Source organism: Anaeromicrobium sediminis (genome assembly GCF_002270055.1).
GTDB classification, from domain to species: domain Bacteria; phylum Bacillota; class Clostridia; order Peptostreptococcales; family Thermotaleaceae; genus Anaeromicrobium; species Anaeromicrobium sediminis.
The window spans coordinates 465,657-480,529 of record NZ_NIBG01000001.1; the positions used below are offsets into that span (position 1 = coordinate 465,657).

At 29.7% G+C, this 14,873-nt stretch carries 21 protein-coding genes; 8 read left to right on the forward strand and 13 right to left on the reverse strand.

The window, feature by feature from the left end; translation table 11 throughout:
• The first annotated feature begins 130 nt into the window (after positions 1–130).
• Entirely contained in the window at positions 131–292 is a 162-nt protein-coding gene (locus CCE28_RS22015) for a hypothetical protein (RefSeq protein ID WP_176461608.1), read from the forward strand.
• A 576-nt stretch (positions 293–868) separates the two neighbouring features.
• Here the strand turns inward: CCE28_RS22015 and CCE28_RS02310 are convergent.
• Positions 869–1,360 carry a metal-dependent hydrolase gene (locus CCE28_RS02310; RefSeq protein WP_176461609.1) on the reverse strand — a complete coding sequence of 164 codons (492 nt, stop codon included), beginning with the start codon at positions 1,358–1,360 and terminating at the stop codon, positions 869–871.
• 269 nt (positions 1,361–1,629) lie between these two features.
• Here CCE28_RS02310 and CCE28_RS22665 point away from each other — a divergent pair, with 269 nt between their 5' ends.
• The 3 genes from CCE28_RS22665 (at position 1,630) to CCE28_RS02320 (ending at position 4,613) form a co-directional block, all read left to right on the forward strand.
• Entirely contained in the window at positions 1,630–1,764 is a 135-nt protein-coding gene (locus CCE28_RS22665; RefSeq protein ID WP_278277503.1) for a hypothetical protein, read from the forward strand.
• Positions 1,765–1,898: 134 nt separating this feature from the next.
• Positions 1,899–2,984: a GerAB/ArcD/ProY family transporter gene (locus CCE28_RS02315; protein ID WP_176461610.1), complete on the forward strand. Its 1,086-nt coding sequence runs from the start codon at positions 1,899–1,901 to the stop codon at positions 2,982–2,984.
• 264 nt (positions 2,985–3,248) lie between these two features.
• On the forward strand, positions 3,249–4,613 hold the full coding sequence (locus CCE28_RS02320) for an alanine/glycine:cation symporter family protein (RefSeq protein WP_095130552.1): 1,365 nt from the start codon (positions 3,249–3,251) through the stop codon (positions 4,611–4,613).
• Positions 4,614–4,728: 115 nt separating this feature from the next.
• On the opposite strand, the gene CCE28_RS22020 is transcribed toward CCE28_RS02320, so the two are convergent.
• The 3 genes from CCE28_RS22020 to CCE28_RS02330 all read right to left on the reverse strand — a co-directional run bounded on the left by CCE28_RS22020 (position 4,729) and on the right by CCE28_RS02330 (position 6,363).
• A complete protein-coding gene (locus tag CCE28_RS22020) occupies positions 4,729–4,884 on the reverse strand; it encodes a hypothetical protein (RefSeq protein ID WP_176461611.1) in 156 nt (51 codons plus the stop codon).
• A gap of 312 nt (positions 4,885–5,196) precedes the next feature.
• Positions 5,197–6,087: a phosphohydrolase gene (locus CCE28_RS02325; protein ID WP_095130554.1), complete on the reverse strand. Its 891-nt coding sequence runs from the start codon at positions 6,085–6,087 to the stop codon at positions 5,197–5,199.
• Between the two features lie 51 nt (positions 6,088–6,138).
• Entirely contained in the window at positions 6,139–6,363 is a 225-nt protein-coding gene (locus CCE28_RS02330) for a hypothetical protein (RefSeq protein ID WP_095130556.1), read from the reverse strand.
• Between the two features lie 548 nt (positions 6,364–6,911).
• Here CCE28_RS02330 and CCE28_RS02335 point away from each other — a divergent pair.
• Entirely contained in the window at positions 6,912–8,072 is a 1,161-nt protein-coding gene (locus CCE28_RS02335; protein ID WP_095130557.1) for a right-handed parallel beta-helix repeat-containing protein, read from the forward strand.
• A 388-nt stretch (positions 8,073–8,460) separates the two neighbouring features.
• On the opposite strand, the gene CCE28_RS02340 is transcribed toward CCE28_RS02335, so the two are convergent.
• Entirely contained in the window at positions 8,461–9,636 is a 1,176-nt protein-coding gene (locus CCE28_RS02340) for a hypothetical protein (RefSeq protein ID WP_095130563.1), read from the reverse strand.
• Positions 9,637–10,464: 828 nt separating this feature from the next.
• Here CCE28_RS02340 and CCE28_RS22025 point away from each other — a divergent pair.
• Positions 10,465–10,638 carry a hypothetical protein gene (locus tag CCE28_RS22025; protein ID WP_176461612.1) on the forward strand — a complete coding sequence of 58 codons (174 nt, stop codon included), beginning with the start codon at positions 10,465–10,467 and terminating at the stop codon, positions 10,636–10,638.
• A gap of 82 nt (positions 10,639–10,720) precedes the next feature.
• On the opposite strand, the gene CCE28_RS02345 is transcribed toward CCE28_RS22025, so the two are convergent.
• The 3 genes from CCE28_RS02345 to CCE28_RS22030 all read right to left on the reverse strand — a co-directional run bounded on the left by CCE28_RS02345 (position 10,721) and on the right by CCE28_RS22030 (position 12,123).
• Positions 10,721–11,179, reverse strand: coding sequence for a DUF3189 family protein (locus tag CCE28_RS02345; protein WP_095130565.1), 459 nt, complete (start codon positions 11,177–11,179; stop codon positions 10,721–10,723).
• A gap of 358 nt (positions 11,180–11,537) precedes the next feature.
• Positions 11,538–11,636, reverse strand: a complete 99-nt coding sequence (locus tag CCE28_RS02350) for a magnesium chelatase subunit ChlI family protein (protein WP_176461613.1) — start codon at positions 11,634–11,636, stop codon at positions 11,538–11,540.
• Positions 11,637–11,961: 325 nt separating this feature from the next.
• Positions 11,962–12,123 carry a hypothetical protein gene (locus CCE28_RS22030; RefSeq protein ID WP_176461614.1) on the reverse strand — a complete coding sequence of 54 codons (162 nt, stop codon included), beginning with the start codon at positions 12,121–12,123 and terminating at the stop codon, positions 11,962–11,964.
• A gap of 306 nt (positions 12,124–12,429) precedes the next feature.
• Here CCE28_RS22030 and CCE28_RS21830 point away from each other — a divergent pair, with 306 nt between their 5' ends.
• Positions 12,430–12,678 carry a hypothetical protein gene (locus CCE28_RS21830; protein WP_141228299.1) on the forward strand — a complete coding sequence of 83 codons (249 nt, stop codon included), beginning with the start codon at positions 12,430–12,432 and terminating at the stop codon, positions 12,676–12,678.
• Positions 12,679–12,728: 50 nt separating this feature from the next.
• Here the strand turns inward: CCE28_RS21830 and CCE28_RS22035 are convergent, their stop codons facing one another.
• From CCE28_RS22035 to CCE28_RS22045, 5 genes are all read right to left on the reverse strand, one after another.
• Entirely contained in the window at positions 12,729–12,890 is a 162-nt protein-coding gene (locus CCE28_RS22035) for a hypothetical protein (protein WP_176461616.1), read from the reverse strand.
• 55 nt (positions 12,891–12,945) lie between these two features.
• On the reverse strand, positions 12,946–13,152 hold the full coding sequence (locus CCE28_RS02355) for a magnesium chelatase subunit ChlI family protein (RefSeq protein WP_095130569.1): 207 nt from the start codon (positions 13,150–13,152) through the stop codon (positions 12,946–12,948).
• A complete protein-coding gene (locus CCE28_RS22040; RefSeq protein ID WP_176461617.1) occupies positions 13,152–13,313 on the reverse strand; it encodes a hypothetical protein in 162 nt (53 codons plus the stop codon). The genes CCE28_RS02355 and CCE28_RS22040 overlap by 1 nt, the downstream gene beginning before the upstream one ends.
• 191 nt (positions 13,314–13,504) lie before the next feature.
• Entirely contained in the window at positions 13,505–13,951 is a 447-nt protein-coding gene (locus CCE28_RS02360) for a ribonuclease H family protein (protein WP_095130571.1), read from the reverse strand.
• A 67-nt stretch (positions 13,952–14,018) separates the two neighbouring features.
• On the reverse strand, positions 14,019–14,156 hold the full coding sequence (locus CCE28_RS22045) for a hypothetical protein (protein WP_176461618.1): 138 nt from the start codon (positions 14,154–14,156) through the stop codon (positions 14,019–14,021).
• Between the two features lie 319 nt (positions 14,157–14,475).
• Here CCE28_RS22045 and CCE28_RS21835 point away from each other — a divergent pair, with 319 nt between their 5' ends.
• Complete coding sequence (locus CCE28_RS21835; protein WP_141228300.1) at positions 14,476–14,733, forward strand: hypothetical protein; 258 nt, start codon at positions 14,476–14,478, stop codon at positions 14,731–14,733.
• Positions 14,734–14,873: the final 140 nt, after the last annotated feature.

The window sequence follows — 14,873 nt, forward strand, 5'->3', positions numbered from 1 at the left end:
TATTCTGCACTAAAAGCTTTGTTGAACGCTCTTACATTAATTCTTCTTCTATTATTTGTTTTTTTGTCATAGATAAGCTCCTAAATAAATACACTATAACAAGTCCAATTTAAAAGGAGGGCCCATACATATGACATACAAAATAGATCCTATCTTGCAAATACACTCATCTGGTAGTAGCACTTCTAGTCAAACTAATTCTCAAAATTCTAACAGCAATACAAATTCTGGTCATAAAAGCTTTGCCGAAATAATGAAGAAAAAATTAGATGAAATAAGCAAGATGAAATAAATCAGATTAGTATCAAATACTTATCATTTGACAGTATTCCAATGCTGTCTTTTTTTTAAGTTAATTTTCAAGTTATAGATTGACTTCATTCTTTTTATACAAATTCTATTTATTGAGAAAAATCAATTTAATGTTTCATTTAAGGTTTAACTTGAACTTAAGCTTTAACTTTTTATATACTAGCATAAATCAACCCATAATCTGAAGACACCAATAGAGCATCATTCCTAATTAAAATGCATAGCTTTCCAATGCCTGTTGGTATAGTTTATTATGAATAATACAGAACAAATGAATAGTTCCTTGTTTAACTTTTTTCATGTGAATTTGGAAGCATTTAATGTCTATCTTATATATTTCCTGAATAGATAAGTCATTTCTACAAAGCATATTTATGAGGTGAATATTAATGAAGATCTCATTTAAGAGAAATCTAGGAAATACAGATAGGACAATACGGATAATCTTAGGCACAATCCTTATTGTTGAAGGTATAATTGGATACTGAATTGGTTACGATGCATTAGGTTGGTCAACCTATAAGCGTAAAAATTAGGGCAGCATATAACTGCCCTATTAAATAAAAAAATTTTGATAAATAATATAGGTTATACATATCATAGATGTTAAAAATATAGCATCATCTAGTTTACTTCCTGTTTTTATCCTCAATATATTAAACTTCTGTTTCATAAGTGGATATAACAATGGACATCCAGTAGGGTTTAATAAATCCATTCCTATATGACATGCTATACCTAGAAACATGCCTTTGGAAAAATATAGAGTTTCTGAAATTTGATTTCCAAATATTCTCAATAGAAATACTGGGAACAAGAACATAAATATTGAATGAGTTAATGTTCTATGTTTTAAAAAGAGCCATAATGGAATGAACTTTCCCATAGGAGCATGTTTATGATCAGCATCTGGTAATAATGTTCCTATGTATAATCCGATCAAGTATATTAACACCATTGTATCGATTGATATCTTTAGTTTTTCAATGAGTAGTAATCCTATAGCAATACCTACAGCTGCGTGAGTTCTACCATTGAAAATAAACACCTCCAATAATTCATACTAATACAATATATTTCTTTTACTTGTCTTAGTTTCTTAATAAATAATTGCATAAAAAAATACAAGTGATCCTGTATTAAGCATCTTTTGTTTTTCTATATTCAACTAAAGAAAGTTATAACGAAAAGTATTTTCCTATTTTAAATAATTTTTGTAATAAATCTTCCTTAATTCACATATTATTTAGAGTATGCTTTTTCCATAATGAAAAATATGCATTTAAAATTATTAAAATTATTAGGAGGACTTTTAAAATGTACAATTTTTTTCCAAAACCAGTTAGACAATTATTTTATTCATCTGAGGATATGGTTGAAGACATGATTATCCTTATGTATGATAACCTTGCAAGTAAGGATCATAACTTCGTTTATAATTATGAATATTAATATGTAGTAGTTATAAATAAAAGACAGGAGTTAATTCCTGTCTTTACTTATGTATTAAATAGTATATGTCCTCATTGGAATATTTAATCAAATAAGTCAAATACTAATTAAAAATGACCTCGGAGGAACAAATAGTGAACAAAGAAGTTATTTCTGATAAACAAGGTATAGCCATGATTATTCTATTCTTATCAGGATCTACATCCATATTTGTAACAGGACTAGATGCTAAAAAAGATTTGTGGATAGCTATTATTTTAGCCATATTTATGGTGTTACCTATGATTATATTATTTGCTAGACTTCATTATATTTTTCCAGGAAAAGATTTATTTGATATTTTTGAAATTTGTTTTGGAAAGCTCATTGGAAAGATTATGATGATCATATTTACTTGGTATACTTTTTATTGGGCCGCTGACGTTTTAAATAATTATGGTTTCTTTATTAGAACAGTTAGTTTAACTAAAACTCCTAAAATTATATACATTATCATTTTAGGTATTTTATGTGCTTGGGGAACAAAGGCAGGGATTGAGGTTTTGGGTAAGTGGGCAGAACTTTTTTTGATAATCTTTATTATAAGTATATGTGCTATAGTATCAATGTTGATTCCGAATATGAACTTTCATAACATTGAACCTATATTATATGACGGAGTTAGGCCTGTTTTTAAAGGTGCTTATAGTGTATTTACACAACCATTTGTCCAAACAGTAGCGTTTACAATGACTTTTACTAATTTAAAAAGAAAAAAGTCTTCCTATAAAGTTTATATTGTAGGGTTATTCCTAGGAGCAATATTAACATTTATGATTTCTGTAACAAATATTTTAGTCATAGGAATAAATGAGGCAACAAACGCATATTATCCTTCTTATGTTACTGCTACAAGAATAAATATACGTGATTTTATACAAAGATTGGAAGTGATTATAGCCATTATATTTACCTTAGGAGGTTTTATAAAAATAAGTATATTGTTATTATGTACCTGCAAAGGAATGACGAAAATATTTGGCTGCAAAGATTATGGATTTATTATTATACCTATTACTTTATTGATTGTAAATCTAGCTTATTTTCAATATGATAGTGTACAGCATTATTTTCAATTTAATACAGAAATATGGGCAGATTATTTTTTGCCTTTTCAAGTAATTTTGCCTGTAATTATATGGATTGCTGCTGAAATAAAGAAAAAACTAGGTAAAGTATAATTACGTTAAATATAGTTTTTGTGTAGTTCTCAAAGAGGAATTCTCTTTGCCTTTTCTAAAAAACATTTTTTACTTCTTATGATTAATCAATTTTTTCCAATTCATCTAGAATATCTATCGCCCTTTCAAAATAAGATTTAATATATGTGAAGAGTGAATTCGTAAATTAACTGCTATTTAAACATGAAAAAATTATATATGAAGAAAAATTAATTTTATGAGAGATTCAGAATTCACTTAATAAAATATAGGGGGGATAGTTATATGAATATTATCAACACATGGAATGATTGGTTGAACGGGATTGTTTGGGGACCATATATGATTATCTTGTTAATAGGTACTGGAATTTATATGTCTTTTAGATTAGGCTTTCTTCAAATCTATAATTTCAAATATATTATAAAACATACTATTGGAAGGATGTTTGATAAAACATTAGAAGGAGAAGGAGATATTAGCCCGGGGCAAGCTGGTCTAACAGCAATTGCTGCGGTTGTTGGAACAGGTAATATTGCGGGAGTTGCTACAGCCATTTCTATTGGGGGTCCAGGAGCAGTTTTCTGGATGTGGTTATCCGCATTCTTTGGAATGGCTACAAAATTTTCTGAAATCACACTGGGTGTGCATTATCGTGAAAAGAGAGAAGATGGGAGCTATGCTGGTGGAGCCATGTATTATTTAGCAAAAGGGCTAAAGCAAAAATGGATGGCATATTTCTTTAGTATTATGGTTATTATTACTTATTTCATTATTGGAGCTATTGTTGATACCAATACTATTGCACTTTCAGTACAAGAACAATGGGGAATTTATCCTTTGTATACTGGAATATTTTTAGCGATTATTACAGGATTTGTTGTATTAGGGGGTATAAAAAGAATTGGTGAAGTTTGTGAGTTTTTAACTCCTTTTATGGGTGGAATTTATATTTTTGCAGGATTATCAATATTAATTTTAAATGTAGAGCAAGTACCAGGTGCAATTGCAACAATTTTTACAAGTGCATTTAGACCAGCTGCTGCTACAGGAGGATTTGCAGGAGCAACAGTTGCCAGAATGATGACAATTGGAACAGCAAGAGGATTGTTTTCCAATGAAGCTGGTATGGGTAGTTCTCCCATGATTCATGGTAGTGCTAAAACTGATCATTCTGCCAGACAAGGTATGTGGGGTATTGCAGAAGTTTTTGTTGATAGTTTAGTAATTTGTACCATAACTGCATTAGCAATAATAATCTCTGGTGAATGGACCACAGGTGTTTCTGGAGCTGCATTAACTATAAGAGCTTTTAGTAATGTTCTACCAGGGAATATAGGAGGTTATGTTGTTGTATTCTCAGCAATGTTATTTGGGTATTCTTGTTTAATATCAGCAAACTATTATTGCGAAAGCGCTGGACAATATATATTTGGAATTAAAAGTATTTTACCAATAAGAATTTTATGGATTGTATTTATACTAATAGGATCTGTAGGAGGATTAGAGTTTGTTTGGGCATTAGCAGATACCGCTAATGGATTAATGGCCATACCTAACCTAATCGCCATTTTAGCACTTAGTGGTGTAGTAGTTGCTCAGAAAAAAGATTTTTTCAGTAATTGTAATGATAATAAAGACATTAGTTGATACAATAAAATATTAATCATAAAAATGATGCTGGGAGACATAAAGTCTCTCAGCATTTTTAATTAATTAGGTAAAGTTACAATGTGTATAAGAAAGAGATCTTATGCTTCCTTTACTACTTATCTTCTTTATTTGTTGGATTTATTATTATTATTTTATCCTCTATATTTCCCACAACAGGTTGGCTTTTTCGTTTTGTATTAAAAACCTCTCCATATTCACCTTCTGGGTATTCCATTAAAGTCTCTCTTCTATTTTTATCTTTTCTCATATTCTCACCTCACTATTATTATTTCATTGAGGAGGATATGATATGCAGTATTGTTTTTAAAGTTAACAATGTACTTACATATTTTACAAATAAATATCACTTTATAATAATTATTTTTTATGATATAATTAATTTTTCGTGTTGCATATGAAAGGATGATTTATTATTTACAAAAAATATTATCCATTGCGCTTTCTAATTGCTGGAATAGCTGCAATGTTATATCATTTAATGTCAATTGTGTCTTCTTAAAGGCACTTTTGATTACATATCTTATTTGAACTTTGTTTATTTTTAACCCCATGTTAAATTCTATTTAATACTAAAGGGTAATTCTTTAACTTGGAATCCCGATGCTCCTTTATGACCACCACCATCGTATTTTTTCGCGATTTCTGAAACATCAACTGTCTCAGAATACATAATTACTTTAAATATCTTTCCATCAAATACAAATGTTATTAGCATATCATATTTCTCTTCTGAAAGACTTTTAAAATATTCGCTATTACAATAGCCTAAATTTACAGCGAAACAATTATGTCCTTCAAATTCTGTTTCAAACCCTAAATTCATATAGTTTTTACCCCAACAATCTCTATATCTAATAATTATTTTGCCCTCTTCAATTAGCTTGTTCTCGTAACCGTCTTCGTGAATAAAGTTTAACCATTCCTCTGAACGAGGATTAAAGTCTAATGAATTAAAAGCGGCTTGGAAAAATCTCGTATCATCACCATAATCAAATTTCCATACATCCCAATCTGCAATTAACTTTGTGAACCTTGGAGCATCATTTGTCATAGACAATTCAAAAGGTTTTATTTCTCCTTCTCCCTTAGCTGTCATATGATTTATATAACAATATGCCAACATACATCCTGCCACACCATCATATCTAACTCCTCTAATTTGATATTCAAAGTCTTCGTACTTTTCAATAGCTGTTTTGTGATGATCTATCCATGTAACATTTTTAGTTATTTTTAGTAGTTCTCTCATTTCATCAGGAGATATTGAAAAATCAACAATATATATTTGTTCATTCGGTCGTATAGTTTTCATAGGGAAAGGTATTCTATAATCAATTTCTATAAACTGTGGTATGTCATCATATAAATCTGTATCGTTAATTCTAGCATTGAAAGCTACCCAAAACCCTGAACATTTTCCATCTTCATCATTATGATAAAAACACTTCATTTCTCATTTTCCTCCCATTCTTAATATGCTAAATAATCCTTTAGCTTTCCCCTATTCCCATATATTTTTATGGGTTTGATATTTGAACATTCTATTTATTTTATTCATTAGTTTATATATCCTAAAAGCTTCGTTTACTGCTGGTTTACATTCAACCTTATTATGTAAATTTATTAGTTCGTCAGCCTTGCCTCCTAATTTGTTATAGAAATTTCTTAGATTGATTACATTACCTCTATTTTTATGCCCCAGGCAAATATATTGCTCTCTGTCCATATTTTTCTAACCACTCCATTCATTTTCTTTCCCTTCACGTGCATACTTTTTAATTTATTAATCATTTGCGTGAAAGGTGGTATCTTTAATTAAATTTTTTTGCTATATGTTTATATGAAAATAGCTGTTTCTGTTGAATCTGTATATATAATAATTTCTCCATTATATGAACAATATAGTCATTCTATTTTTTTTATAGTTTTCTCTTTATCTTCCTTTTCACTGTTTTTATAAGGATCAAGAAAACTTCCCAGAGAGTATGTACTTATCTTTTATAATCCTAGAAAACTTTATGCAATAAAAAAACTCTCTTATCATTAAAACAAGGGAGTTAATAAAAGTTCAAAAAATCCATCCGCAGATAATTAGGATAAAATATGTAAGGCCCTAGGATATGAAGAGAATTCCTGTTTGAAATAGTTTCTTTCTATTATATATAAGTATTTAAATGAATTTAATAACCCTTTTTTATAAAATATTTTACCCTTGTCCGTTCCAATCAAAAGCTTGTCCGCATACTGTGTAGCAAAAAGAGGAAGTGAGATTTTATGGCAATAATCAATGTTCCTGATGATTTTTCAACTATCCAAGAAGCAGTAAATAGTGCATCAGAAGGGGATGTAATCCTGGTAAAATCAAAAGAAAATAACCAGCCTTATAATGAAGAGGTGACTATTACCACTGATAATATCCGTATTGTAGCCAACGGTAAGGATGTAGTACTTCAAGGGACAGTTGGTTCACTAAACCCAGCCTTTAGACTATCTAATGTCACTGGAGTGGAGATTAAAGGATTTAAGATTCAGAATTATCATAGGGGAATCTTAATAGATGATGGTAGTTTTAACCGTATCATTCGTAACGAAACCATGGATACATCTGATGGAATTACTTGTGTTTTCTCAAGTGGTAACTTGATATGGAAAAATGAAGTAAAAGGTAATGGTACTGGTTTTGGTATATGTGCAATAGAACAAGCAAATAGCAACTGGATAACAGAGAACGTAGTGCATGGATATGTCGTTGGTCTGTTTATAGCAACGAGCGCAGGTAACGCACTTGTAGGTAATCTATCTTTTAACAATGAAGCTGGTTTTGCACTCTTCGATGGCGCATCTAATACACTTCTTTTATGTAACGAAGTCTTTAAAAATGAAAATAATTTTGGAGTCAATGTGGACGAGGGCCCTAATAGCGTATTTATCAACAATAAAATAAAGTATAATGATGAAAGTGGATTATTGTTAAGATCATCTCAAAACTGCTTTGTTTCCAAAAACGAACTCAAAAAAAATAATGGAAACGGAATTATTACTCGTGGTGTTTCTAACTTCAATATCATTCAAGAGAATAAAATCGAAAAGAACAAAGAAAATGGAATTAATCTTGCCACTAGCGCAGACAAAAACACCATCATTAGAAATTGTATAGAATGCAACAATGAAGATGGAATAAATATTGAAGGAGACGAAAACAACATTGTTCAGAATAAGGTGTGCAACAACAAAGTATTAGATATTGATGATAATGGTACTGACAATGAATTTGCTGATAATAAATGTAGGAAAAGCGACCCACAAGACATCTGCAAAAATTGCCATTATAAATATTATCATTATGGGCATTGTCCTTATAAAGATTACTATTGTGAATATTGTCCTTATAAAGATTCTGAATATTGTCCTTGTAAATATGAACATGATGATTAAATATTAAATTATAAAAATAGCAAGGAATTTATTTCCCTGCTATTTCCTTATACTTCAAATAAATGTAAAAAGACCAGTGTTCCTGATCTAATGTTTATTTTATTAAGAATTTAACTAGCTTTTTTCCCATTTATTATTCTTGTGGTATATATTTCCAATAACAATCATATACTCTCTGTTAGATGAGTACTTGTTATGAAATATACTTTATATTAGGATAATTTTTTTTATTAACATTGGTATTTTCTATAGTTGTTGCCTTCTTTCTAACTCGTACTTTAATACCTCTGACTTAAAAATAATAATATTAGAATTTCTTTCAAATAAAAAAGTTCATATAATCATGAATTTTTATTACTGTGTATTCAATTCTAACGTCAATGTACATTTAAGATTTCATAGTGAAAATGCTTATTAATTTATTTATAAAGCTTTTCACTATTCTTTTACCTTTACTAAGTCGTTTACATCGTTTCTGAGGTTTTTGCTTTTTTTGTGCTCGTCTATTATTAATTTCAATTACAATACCATTTGTTTCGTTATCCCTACTTCTATTAATATCTATTCTAACTATATTCTTCACATTTGTGCTATTATCAGTTTTATTATATGGAATTCTTTTTTCCTTAATAGACTCTTCTTTATTTAGCTCATTGCTTGCATTCGATTCCTCAAGTTTATTTCCTTTAAACTTTATTGATTTGTTATTCATTTTGAATTCTTCAAGAGTCTTTCCTTCAAATAAACTCTCAACAGATTGTCTTTTCATCTTATCAATGCTTAAATCACTCATAAGATTTAAATAGAACCGATTATATTTATATGCATAATTCAACCTTCCATAGGCTATTACAAAATCGTCTTTTTTAATATCAAGTCTATTCTCGTTGGATGGATATTTTAATGCTGCAGTAAATTTTATTCCATCAGTGTTATAAGAGTTTATGTATAGTTTTCCACCACTCAGCTTCATATTTTCCACTTTAAATAATACAAATCTGTATTCTCCTGAAATTTTGCCATTTAACTGATCTACTGTTTTTAAAATATCATCGATTCCAAACTCTTTATCCCCACATTTATATTTAATGGTTAATTTCTTCAGTTTGTCTAATGAATTTTTTTCAATAAGCCTTTTCATCTGTACAGCAGTATTAACTACATCTCGAAAAACTTCTTTATATTCCTTGTATCTATTGTAACTTTTAGTATTATCTATATTATCTTCTTGTTCCATATCATTTGTTAAATCTGCATTAACTTGTTTTTTTCTAAAAAAATCCAATTTATTTATATCTACAGTGATTAACATTGAACCATCTGGCCTGCTTATTTCTTCAACTATTTTTCTTCCTATCCATTCTGCATATAAATAAATTGGTTCTTTCTTACCACAATCATGCCCTTCTTCGTCTGTCATAGCACGAAAAAATCGATTCTGTACACAGGCTAATTCTAAATCTTTTGTACAAAATGGACAGTATATTTTTTTATGTATAGATTCATTGTAATCAGTGGCTTTTATATATCCATCTTTATATTTTCCAATTGTCAACATCTCCAATGCGTTTCCCCCTTTTCAAATCTCTGCAAATTAATTATCTTAAATACTACTCAAAATTCATATTCAAATGCTTGTTTATGTACTTAAAAACTAATTTCCTTATCTATCACCTTTTTTCCAATTTCAAATATAGCAGCAAATTCAATATTGCTTATAACACTAATGATGCTATCATCTCATTCCTATAGTCATTAATACCATCTGTATAAACATATTCATAAACTTTGCTCAAATCAAATATATATTTAAGTTTTATCTTGTTTATAGGATGGTGTCAGGGGTCAGTACTCTATCACCTTTCTCCTAATGGAAAGCTATCAGTAACTATATTATTTCTGTAAATTCCTTAAAATTCCTTTAGCTATTATTGTCGGTATTCATCTAGTTTTGTTACATATGGGCTTTTCATAAACTATGGAAATTCATCTAAGGAAAGTACTCCATAGTGGGATAGGGTCACTTCTCTGAATCTCAAATTCCTTCCTCCACCATTAATCCTACATTATTTTAAGTATTAAGATATTTATAATGAAGGATTACTTCAATAAAATAATAGAACTGGTATTTTACCATAAGAAAATATAAAAATCCTCGTTTACGGTAATATCTAAATATGGTATAGTTATAGACGTATATCTACACAATAGAAATACTAAGCTTTAAAGAAAACAAAATTATAAATTTAATAATAGTAGTAAAAGTACATAAACTAAAAATAAAGAATTAGCCATTAGCTTATATGAAAATATTGTATGGCAAAGCTATGAATATATAGAAAATAATACCAGGATGCAGATGGTTATTTAGTAAGAAAGGGCGACGGAAACCATGAGTAAAATTAAATTCAAAATAATTTTATATCTCATAATAAGTATGTTGGTACAATACCTATATGGCAAAACATTAGGAGTATCTGGTGGAGGTATAGGTGTTTTAGTATTTGGTTTATTTGACATGCTAGATAAAGACTTTTCAATAATAAGGTTAAATAAAGAAGAGTAGGAATATAAACTGTACCCTATGGAATATAGTTTATATTTCCTACTCTTCTTCTTTGTATCAAAAATCAACTTTTAATAGAACTCTAACTTGGTAACTGTTTTTTAACATTTAATACCATCTGTGAAATATCATCATAAGCTTTTAGTGTTCCATGAGCTACTATAGGACGTCCAATAGATACTAACCCTAGAGATCTAGAAAGAAATCCTCCAATTTTCATCCAGAGATTAACTGTATGTTTGGTATTAAAAGCATAAAATCCATCTAATGATCCATTTGTTATTTTATACATATCTTCTACTGCTTTAATTACTAACTTAGGTTTAAATTCACAAGCTACCGTATATACTTTACATCCTAGTTCATCTTCTCCTATATAAATTAAATTTCCATGTTGACGCTTCTCTACTTTATCGAATGTAGGAAGTGACAATAACTCTTCCTTATCCGGAATTCTATCTATTGGCAGTTTGTTTACATGGATATGAGCAGCAGTTGCAGAGGAATGTGTGCCACCAAAATCATTATATATAACCATCATATATAAAACCTCTCTTTCATCTTATCTAATAATATTATCTTTTAATACGCTGTTGTATATTCTTAATAACTATTAATTATGCAAAATATCTTTTTCTCAGCTTTGTAAAATTTGTGTTTTAACTAAAATTAACATTTATCTAATATGCTGTTTACATACCCTTGATAACATATAATCAGAAAACATCAGTGCTCTTTCAAAACTTCTTTTCGTAAGACTTCTACTATTTTGTAGAAGTCTATTTTCTTTACTGTGAAATTCAATAAATACAACTTTAATAAATATGTGTCTGTTTTTATCAGGCTCAACAATGTCATCTTATATATCAACAGATTTAATAGATATTATACATGAACTTTTAGTAGGTCCAATAATATTGAATAGCCTCAGTCACATGGCTTACTAATACATTTTCTGATTCCTCTAACTCAGCTATAGTTCTGCTTAACTTAACCAACTTAGTCCTACCATGCTTTACTCCTATGAGGTGGTAGGTTGTTATTCTACAAACCTAAAAATATGTATTAAAAAAGACACCTTTTACAGTGTCTTGAATTGTATTCATTTGTTTTAGAAATGCAAAAATAGCCCTGTTGGGCTCTTATATTGAATTTGTTAACATTATTGAAATTGCTTTTCCATCTTCTTTATGTATTTTCCTTATAGCTATCCTAAAAGCCTAAAAATGGGTATTAAAAAAGACACCTTTTACAGTATCCTAGATGATGTATTTATTTTTTATATAAAAACAAGAGCCAGTTGGCTCAATCCTCAATACCTTTTTAATCATCTTCATCATATAAAACAGTAATTGTTATACTCCAGCACTCATCAGTTATGCACTCTGATTGCTTAATATCAATCACTTTTTTCCCCTTAATAAATTTGTTAATCCTATCTTCTAAACCTGTTATCGTAGTTACAGAAAATATCTTAACTTTCATATATTTACCCCTTTTAATTTTTTAGTTTCTCCTATAGGATATATATTCATTTTGATTACTAATATTCTATTTTTATCTAATAAATTTACCGTCATTCAATATGTCTTTTATTTTTATTTTACATCTTTATTTCTACTCGGTATTTTGCAAAAGACAGCCGATTTCTCGACTGCCTTTACGAGGGAACTGAATTTTTTGTTTTTTACATTTTCTGGATATTTGCTAGTGTCATGAATATACTAGTAGTTTATCTATTTTTTGCATAATCATATAAGTTAGAGCATATAAATGTAAACAAATCAAATTTTGAAAAAAAATTTTTTATTTACATATATCCAATTTCTAAAAAGCGCCTATGATACGTTTGAAGGAGATGGTATTATGTCTAATTATTACGACTCTAATAAATCACTAGCAGCTGAAATTACGATTTCTTGGTTAAATGCTATAGGTTCTATGGATGATGCAAGTACACAAATAAAAATTCTAGAAAACAAAGATATGATTACTGATTTTTATCGTTCAATTTTAGAAGTTATAAATAACCCTAAATAAACTTTTATTCATAGGCGCTAAATTAACCTTTACTTAGTAAAAATTAATAATTAAATCTTGTTCCATAGGATCACGCCCCTTGGGTACTTCAAACTAATTATCTTATCTATCTGCTTTTGACTTAAAGTAATACTTTCTATAGAATCTCTTCCATAGTTCCTATACATAAAAAATATATTTTTCACTATCCTTCTTTCTATTCCAAAATACAAAGCTATCTCTCCATAACTTAATGGTATTCTACGTCCAATCTTTCTTAGGATCTTCCTAAAGGGCCTTACATATCATGTTCCAATAATTCTTATCTAATTTTCTATATTGTATAGCTTCAGCCACATGGCTTGCTAATATACTTTCTGATTCTTCTAAATCAGCTATAGTTCTGCCTAACTTAACCAACTTAGTATATGCCCTTACACTAAAGCCTAATTTATCAAAGGCATTTTTAAGTAAATACTTTGCATCATCTTCCATTACTCAATCTGTCTTATTCTACCGTTGATTCTTTTGTAACGTCTATTCTTCATAAGGTTCTCTATTGAATCTCCTAATTCTATTTCATCTTTCCGAACTGGTGCCCTAGCTCTTACCTCATACAATTTTTTCTTAGCATCTTTACTTAACATATCTTTCATTTTCAATTCATCGCTTTCTTTCTACTCGGTATACAACAAAAGACAACCGATTTCTCGACTGCCTTTGTGAGGGAACAGGATAGTTATGTAGAATCTTTTTTCAATGGTTATCAGGGGGACAACCATGAATTCTTTACACTATCAGAATAACATGCCTTTTCCCAAACTTGTGTGCACCTTTTGTGAACCCTTTACACAACCATTAGCCCCTTTATCCCAAATATTCTTATGGCAAACTTCTTTATAGCCTTCTCTTTTAAATTGTAAATACTCCTCCTGCTGTACCCCATTTTTTCCGCTATTTCATCCTTGTCCAACTTATCTACATGCCAATATTTAAGTAACTCCCCTAATTGTTCTCCATCCTCATTCATTTCATCCAAAGTAGCATTTATTTCATCCAACTTTTCTTCCGTTTCCTTCTTCATCTCCATATAGCACTTTAATCTATATGCTATATCCATTATGTCCTCTGGTACCTTATTCCCCTGTGGCATATCATCTATAACAATTGCCTTGGCATCGCTAGGAGCTCCACTCCATTTCAATTTAGTTATTTCTCTATTTATGTGATTCAAGATATATTTTAAATCTCCATAATGTTTCAAATACAACTCTGCTTCTCTTATGTAGTTCATATTAATTCCCCCTTATATTTAAAATCAAGCTCTAGTGTTGTTCTTCTACCATCCCTTCTTGCTTTGCTTATTTGTATTCCTCAAGCCAATATTTAATATGCTCTTTCAGAAATCCTAAAAATTCCTCTCTACTCATTTTTTCGAGTTTTTCCTTTGTCATATTCCATCCAAAATTTATATTTTGTATATCTGCTGATTTTTTCACACCGACAGTATGTCTGCATATTATGTTATTATATCCACTTAATCATAAGTAATATTTTATTAATATAAATAAGTATTTTCCGTGCTTATATTGATTTGTAAAACCAATTATTGAGCAACCTGCATTGAACTAGGTTAATCTAAGAAGAAAGGAGTCAATAACTCTAATGTCTAGATACTATTATCAACAACAACAAGAAGAGTATTATTATGTTGCACCAGCTACAATCAGAAGCTATATTGGTAGACTTATTACAACAACAATTAGAGAGCGAGGCCCTGTTAGCGGTCGTATTGTAGGTTATAATAATGCAACTGGGATGGTCGATATCGAGATTATTCAACCATATCCTGATTTTGTAAGTGTCCATTATTCTGATTTAATAGGAATTTCTCCTTATGTCCCAAGACCTACTCCACCACCATATCCACCACCTACTCAAAGACCTGGGCAACCTCCACCATACCCACCACCATATCCGCCACCATATCCGCCACCATATCCACCGCCTACTCAAAGACCTGGGCAACCTACACAACCGCCTTGGTGGTATTGGTGGATTAGGCCAAGACGTTAACAAAAACTTGTTATAAAATATTATTAGCCCTCATTTAATTAAGTGAGGGCTTTATTGCAACATCCAATCTAATTAATCCTATCTGCTTTCACTAAATAAACTTTCTTGTGGTTACTAGCCTCGTTCACCTACTTTTTACT

Bases quoted from the DNA above. Each gene is read 5' to 3' on its own strand.
- CCE28_RS02360 (WP_095130571.1), bottom strand. From the start codon at position 13,951: ATGAACTACATAAGAGAAGCAGAGTTGTATTTGAAACATTATGGAGAT.
- CCE28_RS02355 (WP_095130569.1), bottom strand. From the start codon at position 13,152: ATGGAAGATGATGCAAAGTATTTACTTAAAAATGCCTTTGATAAATTA.
- CCE28_RS22020 (WP_176461611.1), bottom strand. From the start codon at position 4,884: ATGAGAAAAGATAAAAATAGAAGAGAGACTTTAATGGAATACCCAGAA.
- CCE28_RS22040 (WP_176461617.1), bottom strand. From the start codon at position 13,313: ATGAAAGATATGTTAAGTAAAGATGCTAAGAAAAAATTGTATGAGGTA.
- CCE28_RS02335 (WP_095130557.1), top strand. From the start codon at position 6,912: ATGGCAATAATCAATGTTCCTGATGATTTTTCAACTATCCAAGAAGCA.
- CCE28_RS22025 (WP_176461612.1), top strand. From the start codon at position 10,465: ATGAGTAAAATTAAATTCAAAATAATTTTATATCTCATAATAAGTATG.
- CCE28_RS02325 (WP_095130554.1), bottom strand. From the start codon at position 6,087: ATGAAGTGTTTTTATCATAATGATGAAGATGGAAAATGTTCAGGGTTT.
- CCE28_RS22030 (WP_176461614.1), bottom strand. From the start codon at position 12,123: ATGAAAGTTAAGATATTTTCTGTAACTACGATAACAGGTTTAGAAGAT.
- CCE28_RS22665 (WP_278277503.1), top strand. From the start codon at position 1,630: ATGTACAATTTTTTTCCAAAACCAGTTAGACAATTATTTTATTCATCT.
- CCE28_RS22015 (WP_176461608.1), top strand. From the start codon at position 131: ATGACATACAAAATAGATCCTATCTTGCAAATACACTCATCTGGTAGT.
- CCE28_RS02320 (WP_095130552.1), top strand. From the start codon at position 3,249: ATGAATATTATCAACACATGGAATGATTGGTTGAACGGGATTGTTTGG.
- CCE28_RS21835 (WP_141228300.1), top strand. From the start codon at position 14,476: ATGGTCGATATCGAGATTATTCAACCATATCCTGATTTTGTAAGTGTC.
- CCE28_RS02345 (WP_095130565.1), bottom strand. From the start codon at position 11,179: ATGATGGTTATATATAATGATTTTGGTGGCACACATTCCTCTGCAACT.
- CCE28_RS02330 (WP_095130556.1), bottom strand. From the start codon at position 6,363: ATGGACAGAGAGCAATATATTTGCCTGGGGCATAAAAATAGAGGTAAT.